Origin of the sequence: Bacteroides helcogenes P 36-108 (assembly GCF_000186225.1) — a bacterium.
GTDB classification, from domain to species: Bacteria; Bacteroidota; Bacteroidia; order Bacteroidales; family Bacteroidaceae; genus Bacteroides; species Bacteroides helcogenes.
Genome location: NC_014933.1, coordinates 2,711,184 through 2,730,833 on the forward strand (window position 1 = coordinate 2,711,184; position 19,650 = coordinate 2,730,833).

Consider the following 19,650-nt stretch of genomic DNA (forward strand, 5'->3'; position numbering starts at 1 on the left):
AATTGATTATTTATTGAATCGCACGGCCAGACTTACATATACCGAACGTCCCGGATTCAGTGTGGAGAAGTTATTGTTCCAGGGGCGGTCGTCTATCTTGTCGAAGATATTCTCTATACCCACGCCGGGTTCCAGAATAAAAGATCTCAAATTGAATGTGTGGCGGGTATTCAAATCCCATTGCTGATACTTGGGGGCATATCCGTAGGTTTGCGAATACCGTTCTCCTTGAAGGCGTCCGTGCAGGTTTACATTCAGGCGGTAGAAGCTCCAACTATGTTCCCATTGGCCGTTGATGTTTCCCATGTGCCTGATGCTTTTGTCGATAGGCGATTCTTTATATGTACCGTCTGTCTGTAGCTGTTTGGCTTTGGTGTCCATGTAGGTATAGCCTCCGCTGACTCTGAAGCCGGCTCCAAGGTTTATGGTTGCATTGAAACTGAGGCCTTTGGTTTTTGCTTTATCCACATTGTCACGTTGGCGTATCTCGTCAAACGCAGCATGCTTTTCATCCAATCCCATGGCTGCAATCTCCTTGTCGGAGAGGGTACGGTAGTTTATCATGTCACGGATGTCATTCATAAAACCGGTTACTGAGACTGAAATCCATTGGTAGTTGTATTCCGCATTCAGTGAATAGTAATTATTCTTTTCCGGTTTCAGATTAGGATTGCCCACTGTATATCGGCTGGATGTCTTCGACTCATCCGTTGCATAAAGCTGTGAGAGGGTAGGAGTGCGGAAACCGGCAGCATAAGCGGCACGTAGATTCAGATCTCCAAGTTTGTACATCAGGGCTACATTGGGTGTAGCATGATTCTTAAAGTTCTCATTATAGATATAGCGCAGTCCTAACACCGCCTGTAGATTTTTCATCAGCTTGATTTCATCTTGTGCATAGAGAGCCATCGTGTACATATTCTTGAATGGAATGTTATCCGATTCGCTTTTTAATTGCTCATTGACGTACTCCATTCCTACAGACAATCTGTTGTGACTGCCTATTCTGAAGATACCTTTTACGTTTCCGTTATAGTAATGTACTTTTTTGCGCGTCACTTCATCTCCCGGTTGGAAGCTGCCTGATTTTTTGAAATAAACATAGTCGGACGAAAAATTGTCGGAATAGAATTCTGCATCAATATATGCGGAACGGTTAATCATATACTTCATTCCTGCCCCATAGGTGTACGTTTCATGTTTTAGATTATAAGTATATGCACCTTTCTCCACATATTCTTTTTTCTTTTTATCATAAGTGAAGTAAGTGGCATCTTGCGGACGGCGGGTTTTGTTATCATAATAAGTACCGCGTACATAGAACGATAATTTATCCGTAGCATTAAACACGAAACGCTGGTTCACGGTATTGGAGTAGAAACCTACGGAAGTGGGTTTCCCTGTAAGGTTTCCGTTCTCATCAATGTTGTTGTTCTGCCAGCTACCTGCCTGGAGGCGTTGATAGGAGGTGTAAGAAGATAACTTACCTGCATTGACGTCCGCATTGAAAGCTTCTGTCCAACGTCCTTCACTGGAATAATGTGTATAGTTGGATATATTCAAAGTGTTTTTGGCATCATCCGTGATGATATTTATGACACCTCCTATGGCGTCACTACCGTAAAGGGCGGATGCAGCTCCGTTCAGTATTTCGACACGCTTGATGTTTGCTACATTAATACGGGTGTATCTGTCTTCTCCTGCCAGTCGCTTACCATTTTCAAGAATCAAAACATAATCTTCATTGATTCCGTTTAGGCTCATTGTAGTGCCCATACCATTGGTATAGGAAGATATGTTGGGAGTAAGTTTTACCAATGCCTCTTCTAAGGTTGATACATTGGCACTGCTTATTTCCTTGGCTGTAATTACTGAAACCGGAACGGGACTGTCTGTCATGCGTTTATGTGTACCTGTACCGGTTACTACTACTTGCCCAATGTTGTTGTAGCTTTCTTCCATGACTATGTGAATATCTTTGTTGCTGCCTTGAAAAGTGAAATGCAAGGGAGCATACCCCACATACGTAAAACTCAGGTTATGTTTCCCTTCAGGAAGGTTACTGATACAGAATTCTCCTTTTCCATTGGTTGTTCCACCTGTAAGACTATTATCTACACGGATGTTGACGCCTGTTAAAGGTTCGCCGTATTCTTTGCCCGTTACTTTTCCGCTTAAAGTTACCTGGGCATGGAGAGATACCATCAGACAGCAGAGTATGGCTGTCAATAAGATATTTTTCTTCATTGATTAATAAAATATGGTTAATACTTGACTGCCTGACCCGGGAAGTCTTTTTCTGTTATGCAATGTCTCAGGCAGGTTTCCTGACTCAGCCTTTCCGAAAAGTCCAACCTTCCCGCCCTTCTGACTTCAGAGAAAACATTCTGCAATTTCAGGACAGTGGTTATAGATGAGAATACTTTTCGTTTGCTTTATTCCATCTTTTTTAGATAGATAAGCAAATAGGACCATACAGTAGCGGGCACTGTTTCAGCTTTTCACTGAATTCCCTTTTATATGACAGACAGAAAGAATGTCATATCACCTGAATGGGTGCAAATATACCTACTTTTTTAGAGAGAAAAATTAAACGCATATCTTTTGTTTACTTGGTTTTAAAATATTTTCTTATTTTTTCTTCTTTTATAAAAATAATAATACCTTTGCGGCGTTTTTGGTGAGATAATAGCATTTCAAGCTAATTGTTTTAAAAGGGAATCCGGTGAGAATCCGGAACAGTACCCGCTACTGTAAACACCTTATGAGAGGAATATTCTATTCGCATACCACTATCGCAAGATGGGAAGGTTTTATTTCTCAGGTGAAGTCAGGAAACCTGCCAAAAGTAAGCTGTTAGATGTCAAATTCCCGGGGATAGGAAATGACTGATGATCTGTTGAGTCAACAAAAGAATTTATACTAAAGTTCTTATTAAATTCGTTATTAGGGAAATTATCTTTAATATTCATCTGATATTGAGATTATTCCTTTGCGTGTTTTTTGATTCGGATTCTATGATATAGTTTTAATTTTAAGATTTAAAGATGAACAAAAAAGTTTTTTTATCAATGGCTGTTGCTTGTCCGCTATTGGTATTCGGACAGGGAAAAAGTATTACAGACAGTATTTTCAACATTAGTGAGGTGGAGATTACAGCTAAGCAGAGGAAACCTTTGCAGGACCAACCGGTGGGTATGTTGAATATGCCTGTCCCGTTGAAGTATCTTCCTATGACAGTGACCAAGATAGATCATGCTACCTTGCAGCGTAAGCATATAACTAATATGGAGGATGCCGTACGCTTTTTGCCGGGCGTAATTATGAGTTCAAATCAGTTGGGGGCTTTTCAACGGTATAGTATTCGTGGTACTTCTGATGCTGTGATTGCTTATGACGGAATACGTGATGAGCGTTCTTTGACTAATACAATACCTTTTGGTGACCTTTCTTCTGTTGAATCCATTGAGGTTATCAAAGGGCCTGCATCTATACTGGCAGGACATTCTGTGATGGGAGGAATCATCAATATCATTCGTAAGAAACCAACAGGACGTTTTACAGGCAATGCTGGCATAAGCTACGGCAGTTGGGAGCAAAAAGAGGCTAATGTAGGTTTCGGTGGTAAGTTGTTGGGACCGATAAATTATCGCGCCAATATTTACTATGCAAACGGGGACGGTTATCGTATGGTAAATGCCGACCGTTTCTCCGGAATGTTTGCCATTGGTTCCCAAGTCGGAAAGAAAGGGTATTTGGATGCAAGCATAAATTTTAATGACGACTATTATACCACTGATATAGGCGGTGCTCCCACAATGCCCGGAGATGTTTATAGCGTTAACGGAGACAAACTATTTGCCAAAAACGGCGAACGTAATCCGCTTTGTAATTACGAAGATGTGTTCAATGACATTGCAAACAATAGTATGCGTCGCCGCAATGTAGATGTAATGGCCACTTATACTTACGAATTGGCAGGCTGGCTGACTCTACGTGACCGTTTTTCTTATAGTCATAGTAACCTTGATTACTCTTGTGTAGAACGAGTCAGTTATCGTACCAGTGACAAACCTATATATGATTGGTATTATAAAGACAGTAAAACCGGAAAAACAAAGTACATAGAAGTGGATTCAGTACGTAGTGGGGATCCTCTTTGTTTTAATCCTGATCACCGCACTACCAGCAATATGCTTGATTTTACCGGTAAGTTCGAAGCCGGCAACATCAAACATAACTATACATTAGGATGGGCTTATTCCTATTTCAATTTTACCCAATATAATGGTTATGGTGCAGGAGATGTGTGGGGGCCTGGATTGAATGAAATGGTATCCGTAGTCAATCCTCATTATGTACGCGATTGGTGGGATAGCAAAGTTTCAGCCGCTTCCATCAACCACTATACTACAAATGCTGTTTATCTGACAGATGTTTTTGATATTAACGAACATTGGAAAGGCATGCTTAGCGGTCGTTTTGATATCTATAGATACAAAAAGGCAACGGCAACCATCAGTGACGGACGTCAGCATTATGATGACGCTAATCGTACAGACTGGCAAAAAGTTTCCACCTCTGCTTTTACCTATCGCGCCGGATTGGTATATCTACCCGTTCCGGAAGTTTCGCTTTATGTTTCAGCGGCTTCTTTCTTCAAACCATATAATACCATGTATGGTAAAAACATAATATATTATGACCGTAATGGTCATGAATTTATCCCGGATGATAATGGAGGAGAAGTTTTTAAACCGCAACGTGGCAATCAGTTTGAATTAGGGGTACGATATGAAAGTAAATTATTAGATGTAAATGCCAGTGTTTATTATATTCGTAAATTCAATGTAGTCACCAAGATTGGTGAACAAACCGTGCAGGAAGGCGATGAGGTTATAAAGAAAACAGTGCAGGCACAAGTGGGGCGTGCTACTTCCAAAGGATTTGATTTTGATATTACTCTGCATCCTGTAACCAACCTCCAGATTGTCGGTGGTTTTGGGTGGTCTGATTATCGCCAAATTGCAAGTAATATGGATTGGGTTCCTAAAGATGCAGATTGGATTACTTTAGATGAAGAAGGAAAGATTAACATCCGTGCGACCGGTGTTCCGCGCACTACTTTCTATACGTATGCTGATTATGCTATTCCCTGTGGTATCCTAAAAGGTCTCTCTTTCCATTTGAGTGGTACATTTACCGACCGTATATATAATAACATTGAAAATAATGTTTATGATCCGTCACGTTACATTGTAGATGCAGGTATTTATTACCCCATAAAAAATAGTATCACACTGTCTTGCAATATCAATAATATTTTTAACAATCATTACTTCAGCAGTACAACCAAGCTTGCAAAACCCCGTAACTTTATAGCTACAATTGCTTATAGCTTTTAGTTCATTATTGAATCCGGAAAGATGAATGATATTATTTCTCATTTCAGATGACGGATGACAAATGCCGATTCTAAAGAAAACGGCGCATTATCCGAAAACGTGTCGGAAAATGTGCCGTTTTTGCATTATAAAGAGAAATTATACTGATTATTCTTTTGCGCTCGGATCATACATCGGGGCATTTTGTAAGGCATTTTGCATATGGCTTATCCATACATTTACTATCTCTTTATAATCTCCCAGCCCTTTAATGTTGCAGTTGCCGATTGGACATGTATATCCGGCCTTATTCAACTCGTAACGCCAGCTCCCTTCTTCTGGTTCAGCTTCACTTACACCACCTTTCATGTCGTTGTTTGCATGGTCGCCAGCAATAGACATCAAAGGGTGACAGATAACGTTACCGGAAGTTTTGCCTGCTGTTTTCATACGGTTAATCATGTCATCGACATAATTATCTTTCATATCAACCGTGGCAACATAATAGTTCGGATTCAGTTTCTGTAATTCTTCTTCCAACATGGTGTAGCGTGAATTTCCATTGCCATAATTCCAGCCTTCGGGATTACCATGCCCCATGAAAGTAACTATTTTGCCTTCAGTTACCTTGTTTTCATATACATCATTTAAAAGGCGTGCCACGGCTTTTACATCAGCTTCTGATTCCAGCAGTGGACCGGCAAGATAAACTTTCACATCACCGAATTCTGGGTGATCTCCACTGTTGTGAAAGTCTTTTACAACACTCTGTACACGTAGATATTCCTCACCCGGTATAACGTGAAGTGACTGTACGCAAACTGTTTTGTAGCCGGCAAGACCGATAGCTTCCAAGTAGAAAGAAGGAGCATAATAATTCCAGCCTTTGGCCGCACAACGTGTCATACAGATTTCGGATGTGAAAGAGAAATATACATCCATGTTGTTAAACTTTTCGGCGAATTGCTTCTTCATGCTTTTGAAAGTTTCTTGTGGTGCATCCCATGTACTGCCGAAAGTTACGAGCAACAAAGCTGTGTCATGTTGTTTGCCGGCTTTTACCTCAGCAGTGACAGCTTCCATTTTCCTGTCATGGTTAGACTGTGCTACATTGTCATCATCTGAGCAGGAAATTGCAGAGAAAGATGCTAAAACAGCAAAAACTGCCATCATCATAAATTTGAATTGTTTCATGTCATTAATCATTTTAAATGGTTTAATATAAAGTGAATTCTTAAGTATCAGGTCTGTTTCTTTTTCTGCCCGAATTGCAGTGTCAGTGAGGCGTAGAATGTACGTCCCGCTGTGGTTGTTCCGTAATGCAGGCCGTGATAGGTGGTTTCATAATAGTTGAACAGATTGTCTATGCCTACATTTACTTCAGCTTTCCAGTATTTGTTGAGGCTGAACTGCTGCCGGGTATTCAGCCTCCAAAGGTTGTACCCTTTACCGTCGCCATCATCCTGATAATATCGTTTACTCTGTATGCGTCCATGAATACCGAATCCGATACGATAGTCATGTCGTTTCCAGATATAAGTCCAGATCGCGCTTACTGTGGCACGATGATGTGCTGTACCGTCTATTACCACATGCTTCATTACTTCGTCTTTTTCATCATATTGGTTTGCTTTCGTATTCAGATAACTATATCCTCCGGCAATGGTTAACGATTGAATTGGAATCCATTTGGTATTGATATCAATGCCATAAGTACAGGCATTTTCCATATTCCGATATTGACGCACACGGGCCGGAGCGTATGTGACGACAAGGTCTCCCGGTGCTTGGGATATAGGAATGGTAATGAGGGTGATCATATTATCAAGCCAATTACAGTAACCTGTGATGTTGACATTAAAATGTTTATCGTTATATTCCGCACCACCGGAAATGTAACGGCTGTTTTGTGGCTTCAGATCTTTGTTTCCCAAATTCAGTATGACGAGGGACATCTGGCGAATATAACGATAGTGCAGTTCTTTTAAGGTGGGTGTTTTAAAACCTTCTGAATAGGTTGCACGCAGATTAAATTGTCCCAGTTTGTAGAGGGCGGAGATCTTGGGAGTCAGTCGTGTGCCGAAATTTTGGCTCACGGTTAGCCGTACGCCTGCAGTTATGTTCAGTTGATTGATTGGCGACCATTCATCTTGGGCATAGAATGAGGTAGTGCAGTCAGATACATCTTCTTCGTCTAATCTGCGTGGAGCGTCCAGCCAGTTTATTTCTGTATCGGTTCCTACGCTTAGGCGGTTGAAGTGGGGCAGATTGAACACTCCCTTCAATTGGATGAGCAGTCGCTTCTGATTACTTTGCAGCCCTTCATCACCGGGATAATATGGAAAACTGATTTCCTTGCCGTTTTCATCATATACTTTGTCCCAAGTATCTTGGGTGTAGGCATAATAATAAGCATGGCTGTCATAATGGAGATCCATTGTGACATTGTTGCTGTTTTTCAGTTTCAGTTTTCCGCCTGTCGAGGTGGAAACATTACGATAGAGGAAATCATAGGTTTTGTATTCGGGATGTCCACAAGGGCGATAGATACGTTTGCGATAGAAGCTTCCGTCTGCATAAATATAAAGTTTCTTGGTGGCTTGATAGTCGAAATGTTGTGACACTTCCCAATCTGTATATCGGTTTACGGTTTTGTTATTTGAATTTGTCACTGGTTTTTCAAAACGATTTGGATTTTCATAGGTAGTGTTCTGCCATCCGTCAGAATGCTTCAGTTGGAAACCTGTGCCTGAAGTCCATTTTCCGGATTTGAATTGCAGAGTGTTGGATTGGCGCACTTCACCGTAAGAACCGCTGCGGGTAGTGTTTTCTATCAACAGACTCTCTTGGTGTTTTTTGATGATAATGTTCACCACACCGGCTATGGCATCACTCCCATAGAGGGCTGATGAAGCTCCTTTCACGATTTCAATACGTTCTATGCGGTTTGGATCTATCAGTCCCAGATTATTTTGTCCACCTATGTCACCATGTATTTTTTTGCCGTTTATGAGCAGTAGCACATATCCGTTTCCTAATCCACCAAGTTGCATATTAGAGCCCATTTCACTTTGGTTGAAGTCGAATGCCGGACATAATCCGGTCAAAATATCTTCCAGAGAAGCGCCACCGTAGTTATCCAGCATTTTGCGATTAATAACTTCTGTCTGTACAGGGACATCTTTTAAATAATGTTCTGTACCGGTTCCGGTTACTACTACTTCCTGTAGCATGAGCGACAATTCTTTTTCGCTCTTATTCTCAATGATGCTTTGTGCCATAATGGGCTGCACAGCACATAGCAGCATTGTCCCAAGCCAATACTTGTGTTTCATCGTTTACCGATTTTCTTTGATAAATAATACGGTACGTCGCTTCTTGTCCTGAAAGCTACGTGCTTTGGTTATGGAAGTTGGTAGGTATTCTGGCTTTCCTCTGTCCGCACAGCCTTCCCATAAGGTTTCAGTTACAGTGGCTTTGTAGTTACAGACATTTATCTGAGAGGATTACAGCTGCAGGTACAGCTCCGGTTTTACACCGGATTCCCTTGCATCGGTAGGCAGGTATGCTTTCCGATTGCCAATTCCAGAAACAAAGATAACGACTTTTATACATTTTTCAATATTTACTCGGACTTAATTTTGTTTTTCTATGTCTTTTCATAAAATTGTCCGTATCTGAGTGAAGGAAAAATAAACAGCTATTTTTTTGTATTGCATGTTGTTTCCATTATCTTTGCCCCCGAATTGGTTCCGAATGAATGATTCTGTCATTCGGATTAAAAGGGAATCGGGTGCAAATCCCGGACAGTCCCGCTGCTGTGAAACTCTGCTAAAATCTTGGAAAAAACCTTTGCCACTGATAGTTTATTGTGTAATATCGGGAAGGCTTCAAGATTAGGAGTCAGTCAGAAGACCTGCCATTCATTAAAGGCTGCCTTTACTCGTGGGATTAGGAAGACAGTACGAAAGAATAAGTTAACATTAAAATCTAAGAGAGATGCCTATGCAAAAGGTATGTCCGGGTTGTGGTGCAGCAAATTGAATGTATGCACGATGATATATTGTTCTGTCAGCAATGACAGAATATACCTTTATATACTTTAAAGAAAAAAGAAATGATAAAGAAAGTATTGATAGCCAACAGGGGCGAAATTGCATTGCGCGTAATGCGCTCGTGCCGTGAAATGGGATTACTTGCAGTAGCGATCTTTTCTGATGCCGACCGCACCTCACACCATGTAATGTATGCCGATGAAGCTTATCCGATAGGAGGGGCAGCGGCAAAAGACAGTTATTTAAATATTGAGAAGGTTATTTCCATTGCCAAACATTGTAATGCCGATGCCATTCATCCGGGATATGGCTTTTTGTCCGAGAATGCCGAATTTGCCAGGAGATGCAAGGAAGAAGGCGTCATTTTCATTGGTCCCGCTGCTGAGACAATGGAGGCTATGGGTGATAAAATAGCAGCCCGCCAGCGTATGATAGCTGCAGGAGTACCTGTGGTTCCCGGAACGGAACAACCATTGAAGAGTGCCGAGGAGGCAATACGCATCTGTAACGATATCGGTTATCCGGTAATGTTGAAGGCCTCTATGGGAGGCGGTGGCAAAGGAATGCGTCTTATTCACCATGAGGATGAAGTGGTAGAGGCTTATAATACTGCCCGTTCGGAGTCTATGTCATCTTTCGGTGACGATACGGTTTATTTGGAAAAGTTTGTGGAAGAGCCCCATCATATTGAATTTCAGATTTTAGGTGATAATCATGGGAATGTGATCCATCTTTTCGATCGTGAATGTTCAGTGCAACGTCGTAACCAGAAGATTGTGGAAGAAAGCCCGTCACCTTTCCTCACTCCCGAACTTCGTAAGGAGATGGGAGAGAAAGCTGTTGCTGCCGCCAAGGCAGTAAATTATTTGGGTGCTGGCACGATTGAGTTCCTTGTGGATAAAAATAGGAATTTTTATTTTCTTGAAATGAACACCCGTTTGCAGGTGGAGCATCCCATTACGGAAGAAGTAGTCGGTGTAGATCTGGTGAAAGAACAGATTCGTATAGCCAATGATGAGCCTTTGCATCTCAGGCAGGGAGAATTATTTCAGCGCGGTCATGCCATAGAATGCCGTATTTGTGCAGAGGATACGGAAAACAACTTTATGCCTTCACCCGGCATTATTAGGCAACTGACGGAACCGAACGGCATCGGTGTGCGTATTGACAGCTATGTATATGAGGGCTATGAGATTCCTATCTACTATGACCCGATGATTGGTAAATTGATTGTATGGGCTACTACTCGCCAGTATGCTATTGAGCGTATGCGCCGTGTGTTGTATGAGTATAAGATAACAGGTCTGAAAACAAATTTGGGTTATCTGAAACGTATCATGTATGTACCCGATTTTGTGAAAGGTGAATATAACACTTTGTTCATAGAGAAAAATGCACGTATGCTGGTTCGTACCAATACGGCTAATGAGGAGCTGGAGAATGTTTCTATGATTGCGGCATACATGGATTATCTGGTAAATCTGGAAGAAAATGCCTCTGGACAACTTCCTGACGGACGTCCCATCAGTCGTTGGAGGGAGTTTGGATTGCAGAAGGGAGTACTGAGAATTTAATTAATGGAATATTTAGATTTTAAGAATGGAAATACATATTGGAGATCGGGTAGCTGATGTCACTTTGGTCAGTAAAGAGGGAAATAAAGTGCAGCTTACCATTGACGGAAAGCCGTACGACGTAGATATTGTAATGGCGGAAAATGGAAGTTGTTCCATTTTGCATGACGGGAATTCTTTTAATGCGGGACTGGTACGTGGAGAAGGAGGAAAGAACTATGATGTGAGTATGTTCAATCGCTCATATCATGTGGATATCATAGATACACAGGCCAAATATCTGCACACGAGAAAAGGGGTGGAGGAGAAACAAGGTGATAAAATAACAGCTCCTATGCCGGGTAAAGTCATCAGTATTCCCGTAAATGTGGGTGATCGGCTGACGGCAGGAGATATTGCCGTTGTGCTGGAAGCTATGAAAATGCAGAGTAACTATAAAGTGAATGCGGATTGCACAGTGAAGAACATATTGGTAAGCGAAGGCGATCCTGTGAATGCTAATCAAGTATTGGTAGAATTGGAACTTTTTAAAGAGGAATAACTATGAATAGAGAAGAAACATATAAACAGTTTGAAGAACTGGATAAATGTGCCTTACTGGGTGGAGGTGTGGACAAGATAGAGAAACAGCATGCTTCCGGTCATCTGACAGCTCGCGAGCGCATTGATTTATTGCTTGATAAAGGTACTTTCAATGAACTGGATAAGTTTGTGAACCATCGTTGCGGTAATTTCGGCATGGAGAAAAAACAGATTCCCGGTGACGGCATGGTAAGTGGTTACGGCAAGGTGGATGGACGTTTGGTGTTTGTGTACGCCTACGATTTTACAGCACATGGCGGTTCGTTGAGTGAAACCAATGCAGCTAAGATTGTAAAAGTTCAGCAGTTGGCTTTGAAGAATGGCGCTCCAGTTATTGCCCTTAATGATTCAGGCGGAGCGCGCATTCAGGAAGGGGTGAATAGCCTGGCGGGTTATGCGTCTATTTTTTACCAGAACACCATTGCTTCGGGAGTCATTCCGCAGATTTCTGCTATTTTGGGGCCATGTGCAGGAGGCGCATGTTACTCCCCGGCACTGACAGATTTCATTTTCATGGTGAAGGAACAAAGCCATATGTTCATTACCGGGCCTGATGTTGTAAAAACGGTAACTCATGAGGAGGTGGATAAAGAAGAATTGGGAGGCGCTTATACACATAGTAGTAAGAGTGGGGTAACTCACTTCATGTGCAATACGGAGGAAGAGACGATGATGAGTATCCGTGAATTACTGAGTTTCCTTCCTTCTAATAATATGGAAGACGCTCCTTTCAAGCCCTCTACGGATGATATACACCGTCAGGCAGAAGTCCTCCAGACTGTTATTCCGGAAGATCCCAACATACCTTATGATATTAAGGACATCATTGAACCCGTTTTAGACGATCAGTATTTTTTTGAAGTGATGCCTCACTTCGCTAAAAATGTAGTGATAGGATTCGGGCGTTTAAATGGCCGTTCGGTGGGGATTGTCGCTAATCAGCCTGCTTACCTGGCAGGAGTGCTCGACATTGATGCCTCAGACAAGGCGGCTCGTTTTATCCGTTTCTGTGATTGTTTCAATATCCCTTTAATAACTTTTGAGGACGTTCCTGGATTCTTGCCTGGTACGGTGCAAGAACATAATGGTATTATCCGTCATGGAGCGAAGATTGTATATGCCTATGCCGAAGCTACCGTACCCAAAATAACTTTGATTACCCGCAAGGCATACGGCGGTGCATACATCGTGATGTCCAGTAAACCTACCGGCGCCGACGTGAATCTGGCGTATCCGCAGGCAGAAATAGCCGTAATGGGGGCTGAGGGTGCTGTGAATATTCTTTATAGAAAAGCATCATCCGAAGAGAAAGAAGAGATTATCAAGGAGTATGAAAAGAAATTCTCCAATCCTTATCGAGCTGCCGAGCGTGGGCTTATTGATGAAGTGATTATGCCGCGAGACACCCGCTATAAGCTGGTTCAGGCATTGGAGATGGCTCATAACAAGAATCAGAGCAATCCACCGAAAAAGCACGGCAACATGCCTTTATAAATAGTTATTTTAATGTGTGAAATGCGTATCCCCGGAGAAGTGATTTCTGTGGGGATACTTTTTACTCGAATATTTGTCGAATCATAATATATACGTTTGAAACTATGGAACTATTGAGAAACCTTTTTGAAGGTTACCCTAATCTTTGGGGTGGAGGAGTGGCTCATTCTGTCCTTATCCTGTCACTTGTTATTGCCTTCGGTATTATGCTTGGCAAGTTGAAGGTTGCCGGCATATCATTGGGTGTTACGTGGATTCTTTTTGTCGGCATTGTGTTCGGACATTTCAATTTGAATCTGGACGAACATCTCCTTCATTTTCTGAAGGAATTCGGCTTGATTTTGTTCGTATATTCCATCGGTTTGCAGGTGGGGCCCGGTTTCTTTTCTGCTTTCAAAAAAGGCGGGCTTACATTGAATGTATTGGCCATGCTGGTAATTTTTATCAGTGTGCTGATTACTATAATACTGCACCTTGTTACAGGAATTCCCATTACTACTATGGTCGGCATCCTGTCGGGGGCTGTAACCAATACTCCCGGTCTGGGTGCTGCCCAGCAGGCAAACAGTGATTTTAATGGGGTAGATGCACCGGAGATTGCTTTAGGATATGCGGTTGCCTATCCTTTGGGTGTTATAGGATGCATCTTGGCTCTGTTGGCGTTGAAATATCTTCTTCATATCAATACAAAGCAGGAAGAAAATGAAGCTGAGCGCGGGTTGGGGCATTTACAGGAACTTACCGTCCGTCCCATTTCGGTAGAGATACGCAATGAGGCCATAGATGGAAAGATGATCAAGGATGTAAAGCCTTTACTGAACCGTGCTTTTGTTATTTCCCGCATACGCCATAAAGAGAGCATGGAATCCGAATTGGTAAATGCCGATACGGTGCTGCATGTGGAGGATCAGATTTTATTTATTGCCAATCCGATAGATGTGGAAGCTATCATTGCGTTTTTTGGTAAGAAAATCGCAGTGGAATGGGAACAAGTGGATAAGAATCTGATATCCCGCCGTATTCTCATCACCAAGCCAGAACTGAATGGAAAGTCACTTTTACAGTTGAGAATACGCAATAATTTCGGCGCCAGCATCACTCGTGTAAATCGTTCGGGGGTCGATTTGGTGGCTACTCCTCATTTACAGTTGCAGATGGGGGATCGTGTGACGATTGTGGGTAGTGAGCTTGCCGTAAGCCATGCAGAAAAGGTGTTGGGTAATTCACTGAAACGTCTGAATCATCCTAATCTAATTCCTATTTTCCTGGGCATTGCCTTAGGATGTATTCTGGGGAGTCTTCCTTTTGCCTTCCCCGGTATTCCTCAACCAGTGAAGCTTGGACTGGCTGGCGGACCATTGATTGTTTCTATTCTTATCAGCCGTTTCGGACCTCAATATAAACTGATAACTTATACTACTATGAGCGCTAATCTGATGATACGTGAAATCGGTATTTCCCTTTTCCTGGCGTGTGTGGGATTGGGGGCAGGTAATGGTTTTGTAGATACCATTATCTATGAAGGCGGCTATATCTGGATTGCCTATGGAGCCGTTATTACGGTAGTTCCTATATTGTTGGGAGGACTTATCGGACGATATGCTTGGAAATTGAATTACTATACTCTTATCGGTGTACTTTCCGGTACAAATACCAACCCTCCGGCTTTGGCCTATTCTTCAGAGTTGACATCTTGTGATGCTCCGGCCGTAGGCTATGCCACTGTATATCCATTAGCGATGTTTCTGAGGGTACTTACGGCACAGTTATTAATTCTGGCACTTGCTTAGTGCCAGAATTTCTCTGCTTGGCTCAACGTTTCAGGTTTGCCGATGTCAAACCATCGGAAATCCTGAAGCGGATAGCCTTGTATTCGCGCTGTCCGGCAGACCGACAGGTAAAAGGAGATAATGGAGAACTTTCCTTTCCACGGATTATTATCCATATTACGGAAAAGGGAAGGAGAAATAACGTGAATGCCTCCGAATGCCAGTTCTTTATATTTTCCTTCGCGATAACTGAATTTTTCCGGTTTTACTTCTCCGGTAGATTTATTGATCCAGCCATGCAGGTTGTAAGAGTCATCGAACAAGAGATAACGGGAGGTTTTTCGTTCGCTGACAAGTAGTGTCGCTTCCGCATTGTTTTCCAAATGCTGTTGATAGAAAGCGGATAGATCCATATCTGTCAGAATATCCGAATTGTGGACGAGAAACGGTTCATCCCCGTCCAAAAAAGGTCTGGCCTTCCTGATGCCTCCTCCGGTATCGAGCAGCATGTCACGTTCGTCACTGATGCTGATATTCATGCCGAAATTGTCATTGGCATGCAGAAAGTCAATAATCTGTTCTCCAAAATGGTGTATATTGATGACTATATCACCGAATCCGGCCTCTTTCAACCGTAGTAACACTCGTTCCAGCATCGGCTTACCTGCTACGGGAACAAGTGCTTTGGGCATATTGTCTGTCAGCGGACGCAGACGTGTGCCCAGTCCGGCGGCAAATATCATTGCTTTCATTTTGCCTTAAAAGTTTGTTCGAAATTCTGTTCTCTATGTATCAGGTTGACCTGTACGCCGAACTTCTTGTTCAGATGTTCGGCAAGATGTTGTGCCGAATAGACGGAACGGTGCTGTCCGCCCGTACAGCCGAGGCAGACGGAAAGATTAGTGAACCCACGTTCCATATACCGCTTCACGGAAGCATCCACAAGTGCATAGACATGCTCCAGAAAGACAGCAATCTCACCGTCTTCTTCCAGAAAACGGATGACGGGTTCATCCAGTCCGGTGAAAGGTTTGTAACGCTCGTACTTACCGGGATTATTCACGGCACGGCAATCAAATACAAAGCCGCCTCCATTGCCGGACGAATCTTCGGGAATACCTTTCTTATAGGCAAAGCTCGTCACCTTTACTACCAGCCGGCGTTTTTGCAGGTCATCCGTAAACTGTTTCAATTCGGTGAGCTCCCGCAATACTCGGCAGAGATACGGATATTCGGGATAAGGCTCTTGCAGCAATTGACGTAGGTTCTCAATGGCGAAAGGTACACTTTGAATGAAGTGGGGTTTCTTCTCGAAATAGCCGCGAAAACCATAGGCCCCCAGTACCTGCATGGTGCGGAACAAAACGAAGTGACGGAGCTGTGCATGGAAGTAAGCCTCGTCTACGGGCTGATATTTGCACAGGGCATCTATATATTCCTGCAAGAGTTCCTTTCGCAGGCTGTCGGGATAGTTGGCTTTGGCCTGCCATAAGAACGACGCCACGTCATAATAGACCGGCCCCTTACGGCCGCCCTGAAAATCAATGAGCCAAGGCTCACCATCCTTAATCATGACATTGCGGCTTTGGAAATCACGATACATGAAAGTTGCCGAACTGCTGCGGAGTAATACATCAGCCATCTTCTGGAAATCGTCTTCCAGACGGTCTTCCTGAAAATCCATGCCTGTGGCCTTCAGAAAACAGTACTTGAAGTAGTTCAAATCCCAAAGAATACTGCGGCTGTTGAATTCAGCCTGTGGATAACAATAGGAGAAATCCATTCCGTCAGCCCCTGCAAACTGTACGGCAGGCAGCAGGCGGATTGTTTTACGCAGAAGCTGCTTTTCGTCTTCACCGAATACGCTGGTCTTACGTCCTTTTTCTATGGCGTCGAACAAAAGCGTATCTCCTAAATCTTCCTGTAAGTAATACACGCCGTCTTCCGAACGGATGAATACCTGTGGAACGGACAGACCTTTTTCGCGGAAGTGCTCGGCCATATAGAGAAATGCGCGGTTTTCTTCGACAGATTCACCGCTGACACCAATTAGTGTGGGGCTGCCGGAAAGACGAAAATAGCGTCTGTTGGAGCCGGAAGAAGGAAGTTCGTCAATCTGTTCCGGTTCGTGTCCGGTATGTGAGATGTAGAGTTTTTTAAGTTCTTCGGTTATCATAGCAAATGTTTTATTTTGGCGGCTAAGGTAAGGCTTTTGTCGGAGATATGCTTACCTTTGCCCGAAATAATCTGCAAGAAGATGGAAAGGAATAACCCTCAATTTTTGATAGCGGCTCCTGCTTCGGGTAGCGGAAAGACAACGGTCAGCCGTGGGCTGATGGCATTGTTTGTGAAAAAAGGTTTGAAAGTGCAACCCTTCAAGTGTGGCCCCGATTATATAGACACCAAATATCATACGGCTGTCTGTGGTCGTCCCTCTGTAAATCTGGATACTTTTATGGCATCCAAGAGACATGTCTGTGAACTGTATGCACGCTATTCGGTGGATGCAGACATTTCCATCGTCGAGGGAATGATGGGGATGTATGACGGGTACGATCGTGATAGGGGATCTTCGGCGGAAGTGGCGCAACTCTTGGGTATTCCGGTTGTGCTGGTGGTTGATGCCAAGTCTGCGGCTTATTCCATGGCTCCCTTATTGTCCGGGTTTATCAATTTCCGTCCGGATATACGTATTGCGGGAGTAATCTTCAATCGTGTCGGTTCACCTCGTCATTATGAAATGTTACGGGAGGTATGTGAGGATTTAAATGTCAACTGCTTGGGATATTTACCTAAACAAAAAGATTTGGAGCAAAAATCTCGTCATTTGGGGCTTGATTTCAGCCGTTCGAAAGAGACGGATGCATTGGATCTGCTCGCCGATTTGCTGGAAACACATGTGGACTGGCAGTTGCTGTTGGAGAAAACCACCCTTTCTTTGCCCGAAGTACGGCAGGCGGTGACAGGACAAACCGGCGGGTTGCGCATCTTGGTGGCTCGTAATGAAGAATCATTCTCTTTTCTATATGAAGAACATCTGGATATTCTTCGCCGTCTGGGTACAGTTTCCTTCTTTAATCCCGAACACAACCGTCCCATTTCCCAAAAGACCGATTTGCTCTATCTGCCGGGAGGATATCCGGAAGAACATGCCGAAAAGTTGGCCACAGCCTGGCGTGCTCAGGATTCGATTCGTCGGTATATAGAAGCCGGCGGTAAAGTATTGGCCGAATGTGGCGGAATGATTTACTTGTCGCGAGGTATTACCACAGATGCCTGCCATTATGGTAAATGCTGTTGTAAAACAGCCGGATTGTCGGGCGTTTTTCCTTTTTACATATCCAATAACAATCGTTCCCGAAAACTGACGTTGGGCTATCGTCAGTTCAACTATAAAGGTCAGCATCTTCGGGGACACGAATTTCATTATACCACATTTCTGGATACTGACAAAGAATCTATTCCTTCTTCCATTGTGCAAGTTTATAACGCTAAGGGAGAATCAGTGACTACACCTGTATTCCGATACAAAAATGTGATTGCCAGCTATACCCATTTGTATTGGGGAGAAATCGATGTGATGGCTCTATTTTGAAAGTATTCCTACACGTATGCATGCATACGGATAGAAGGACTTTGATTCTCTGGACATTTATGCTTTTTCTTTCTCTTGTCAGTGTATAATACACAAAAGAACCTTACTGAATATGCAGAAGGTTCATACAGAATTTCACCCCACGCATGTGGGACGAAGTTTTACATGATTGTTTCCTGACTTAACACATTTCTTTTTAGATAACGGATAACTGTCTCTCTAATAAAACTGGTAAAGCAAGAAACGCTTTGTAAGGTATTGAAGAGTAGTATATTATGGTGTCCATTAAACGTACGTTTAATGGACACAAAGATAAAGGCGTTTTTTATATAAACAAAATGTTTGATAAAAAATATTTCATCAGATTACTTCATTCGATTATAAATTACTGATAATGAGAGGTAAATTACTTTAGAAATATTTATTTGTATCCATTCTTTTCTATACATTTTCAATCTTTGAACTTTGCTTTTAAAGGGTGTCCATTAAACGTACGTCTAATGAACGTTTTTATTTGTCTAATCTTCTTGTTCATAGTACGTTATATATGCTGAAATAGTGCAATCGGTTTGAAAGAGAAAAATGTCTCGTTCAAACCGCGAAGCGCACCCGGAACCGAAGTAGTATCCTTGATTTTATTCATAGCAAGTGATTGATACACAGAAATATTGGTTTGCAGCCCGTACTCGCGACAAGCAAGAATTTGCAATCCGAAATTCCCTTGAAAAGCTGAAAGCAGAAGAAAATCTGGATATTGACTGCTATCTTCCTACCCGGAGTGTAATAACTCAGTTGAAATATCGCCGGAAGCGGAGTGAAGTGCCCGTCATTCGCAACTTGATTTTTGTCCATGCCACGAAACAGATAGCCTGTGACATTTCCAATGTCTATGGTGTGCAGCTTTTCTACATGAAAGACCTTTTTTCCCATTCCATGTTGGTTGTCCCCAATAAGCAGATGGAAGATTTCATGTTTGTCATGGATTTGAATCCCAACGGGGTCAGTTTTGACAATGATTCTCTTGCAGTGGGTAATAAAGTGAAAGTCATAAAGGGTGATTTTTGCGGTATTGAAGGTGAGGTTGCCACGGAAGCCAATAAAACGTATGTCATCATTCGTATCAAAGACATTCTGTCCGCCAGTGTCAAAGTACCCAAATCCTATCTGAAGATAATAAAATAAATTTTATTCATATTA

At 42.6% G+C, this 19,650-nt stretch carries 12 protein-coding genes and 4 riboswitches; of the genes, 7 read left to right on the top strand and 5 right to left on the bottom strand.

The features are described 5' to 3' along the window. Positions 1 to 6: 6 nt before the first annotated feature. Entirely contained in the window at positions 7 to 2,247 is a 2,241-nt protein-coding gene (locus BACHE_RS11005; protein ID WP_013547782.1) for a TonB-dependent receptor, read from the bottom strand. 53 nt (positions 2,248 to 2,300) lie between these two features. After that, positions 2,301 to 2,567: riboswitch (cobalamin riboswitch) on the bottom strand. A gap of 94 nt (positions 2,568 to 2,661) precedes the next feature. Further along, positions 2,662 to 2,863: riboswitch (cobalamin riboswitch) on the top strand. A gap of 184 nt (positions 2,864 to 3,047) precedes the next feature. Here BACHE_RS11005 and BACHE_RS11010 point away from each other — a divergent pair. Beyond that, on the top strand, positions 3,048 to 5,405 hold the full coding sequence (locus tag BACHE_RS11010) for a TonB-dependent receptor (protein WP_148229840.1): 2,358 nt from the start codon (positions 3,048 to 3,050) through the stop codon (positions 5,403 to 5,405). A 147-nt stretch (positions 5,406 to 5,552) separates the two neighbouring features. On the opposite strand, the gene BACHE_RS11015 is transcribed toward BACHE_RS11010, so the two are convergent. Next, complete coding sequence (locus tag BACHE_RS11015; protein ID WP_013547785.1) at positions 5,553 to 6,578, bottom strand: sirohydrochlorin cobaltochelatase; 1,026 nt, start codon at positions 6,576 to 6,578, stop codon at positions 5,553 to 5,555. Between the two features lie 47 nt (positions 6,579 to 6,625). Next, complete coding sequence (locus tag BACHE_RS11020; RefSeq protein WP_013547786.1) at positions 6,626 to 8,719, bottom strand: TonB-dependent receptor plug domain-containing protein; 2,094 nt, start codon at positions 8,717 to 8,719, stop codon at positions 6,626 to 6,628. Positions 8,720 to 8,781: 62 nt separating this feature from the next. Next, positions 8,782 to 8,983, bottom strand: a riboswitch (cobalamin riboswitch). A gap of 131 nt (positions 8,984 to 9,114) precedes the next feature. After that, positions 9,115 to 9,322, top strand: a riboswitch (cobalamin riboswitch). 179 nt (positions 9,323 to 9,501) lie between these two features. Between BACHE_RS11020 and accC the strand changes: the two genes are divergently transcribed. The 4 genes from accC to BACHE_RS11040 all read left to right on the top strand — a co-directional run bounded on the left by accC (position 9,502) and on the right by BACHE_RS11040 (position 14,879). After that, positions 9,502 to 11,013, top strand: coding sequence for an acetyl-CoA carboxylase biotin carboxylase subunit (gene accC, locus BACHE_RS11025; RefSeq protein ID WP_013547787.1), 1,512 nt, complete (start codon positions 9,502 to 9,504; stop codon positions 11,011 to 11,013). Between the two features lie 25 nt (positions 11,014 to 11,038). After that, positions 11,039 to 11,554, top strand: a complete 516-nt coding sequence (locus tag BACHE_RS11030) for an acyl-CoA carboxylase biotin carboxyl carrier protein subunit (RefSeq protein ID WP_013547788.1) — start codon at positions 11,039 to 11,041, stop codon at positions 11,552 to 11,554. Positions 11,555 to 11,556: 2 nt separating this feature from the next. Further along, positions 11,557 to 13,089 (top strand): acyl-CoA carboxylase subunit beta, encoded by a 1,533-nt coding sequence (locus BACHE_RS11035; protein ID WP_013547789.1) that lies wholly within the window; start codon positions 11,557 to 11,559, stop codon positions 13,087 to 13,089. A gap of 104 nt (positions 13,090 to 13,193) precedes the next feature. Next, entirely contained in the window at positions 13,194 to 14,879 is a 1,686-nt protein-coding gene (locus BACHE_RS11040) for a putative transporter (RefSeq protein WP_013547790.1), read from the top strand. Here the strand turns inward: BACHE_RS11040 and BACHE_RS11045 are convergent. Continuing rightward, entirely contained in the window at positions 14,876 to 15,610 is a 735-nt protein-coding gene (locus BACHE_RS11045; protein WP_013547791.1) for a nucleotidyltransferase family protein, read from the bottom strand. The two genes, BACHE_RS11040 and BACHE_RS11045, sit on opposite strands and share 4 nt — an antisense overlap. Continuing rightward, positions 15,607 to 17,034: a RapZ C-terminal domain-containing protein gene (locus BACHE_RS11050; RefSeq protein WP_013547792.1), complete on the bottom strand. Its 1,428-nt coding sequence runs from the start codon at positions 17,032 to 17,034 to the stop codon at positions 15,607 to 15,609. Before BACHE_RS11050 ends, BACHE_RS11045 begins: the two co-directional genes overlap by 4 nt. 81 nt (positions 17,035 to 17,115) lie before the next feature. Between BACHE_RS11050 and BACHE_RS11055 the strand changes: the two genes are divergently transcribed. Both BACHE_RS11055 and BACHE_RS11060 read left to right on the top strand, forming a co-directional pair. After that, positions 17,116 to 18,453 carry a cobyrinic acid a,c-diamide synthase CobB gene (locus BACHE_RS11055; RefSeq protein ID WP_013547793.1) on the top strand — a complete coding sequence of 446 codons (1,338 nt, stop codon included), beginning with the start codon at positions 17,116 to 17,118 and terminating at the stop codon, positions 18,451 to 18,453. Positions 18,454 to 19,101: 648 nt separating this feature from the next. Next, positions 19,102 to 19,635, top strand: coding sequence for a UpxY family transcription antiterminator (locus BACHE_RS11060; RefSeq protein WP_013547794.1), 534 nt, complete (start codon positions 19,102 to 19,104; stop codon positions 19,633 to 19,635). The last annotated feature ends 15 nt before the right edge of the window (positions 19,636 to 19,650 follow it).

Coding starts and splice junctions, on each gene's coding strand:
- BACHE_RS11020 (WP_013547786.1), bottom strand. CDS start 8,719: ATGAAACACAAGTATTGGCTTGGGACAATGCTGCTATGTGCTGTGCAG.
- accC (WP_013547787.1), top strand. CDS start 9,502: ATGATAAAGAAAGTATTGATAGCCAACAGGGGCGAAATTGCATTGCGC.
- BACHE_RS11010 (WP_148229840.1), top strand. CDS start 3,048: ATGAACAAAAAAGTTTTTTTATCAATGGCTGTTGCTTGTCCGCTATTG.
- BACHE_RS11045 (WP_013547791.1), bottom strand. CDS start 15,610: ATGAAAGCAATGATATTTGCCGCCGGACTGGGCACACGTCTGCGTCCG.
- BACHE_RS11055 (WP_013547793.1), top strand. CDS start 17,116: ATGGAAAGGAATAACCCTCAATTTTTGATAGCGGCTCCTGCTTCGGGT.
- BACHE_RS11050 (WP_013547792.1), bottom strand. CDS start 17,034: ATGATAACCGAAGAACTTAAAAAACTCTACATCTCACATACCGGACAC.
- BACHE_RS11005 (WP_013547782.1), bottom strand. CDS start 2,247: ATGAAGAAAAATATCTTATTGACAGCCATACTCTGCTGTCTGATGGTA.
- BACHE_RS11035 (WP_013547789.1), top strand. CDS start 11,557: ATGAATAGAGAAGAAACATATAAACAGTTTGAAGAACTGGATAAATGT.
- BACHE_RS11040 (WP_013547790.1), top strand. CDS start 13,194: ATGGAACTATTGAGAAACCTTTTTGAAGGTTACCCTAATCTTTGGGGT.
- BACHE_RS11030 (WP_013547788.1), top strand. CDS start 11,039: ATGGAAATACATATTGGAGATCGGGTAGCTGATGTCACTTTGGTCAGT.
- BACHE_RS11015 (WP_013547785.1), bottom strand. CDS start 6,578: ATGAAACAATTCAAATTTATGATGATGGCAGTTTTTGCTGTTTTAGCA.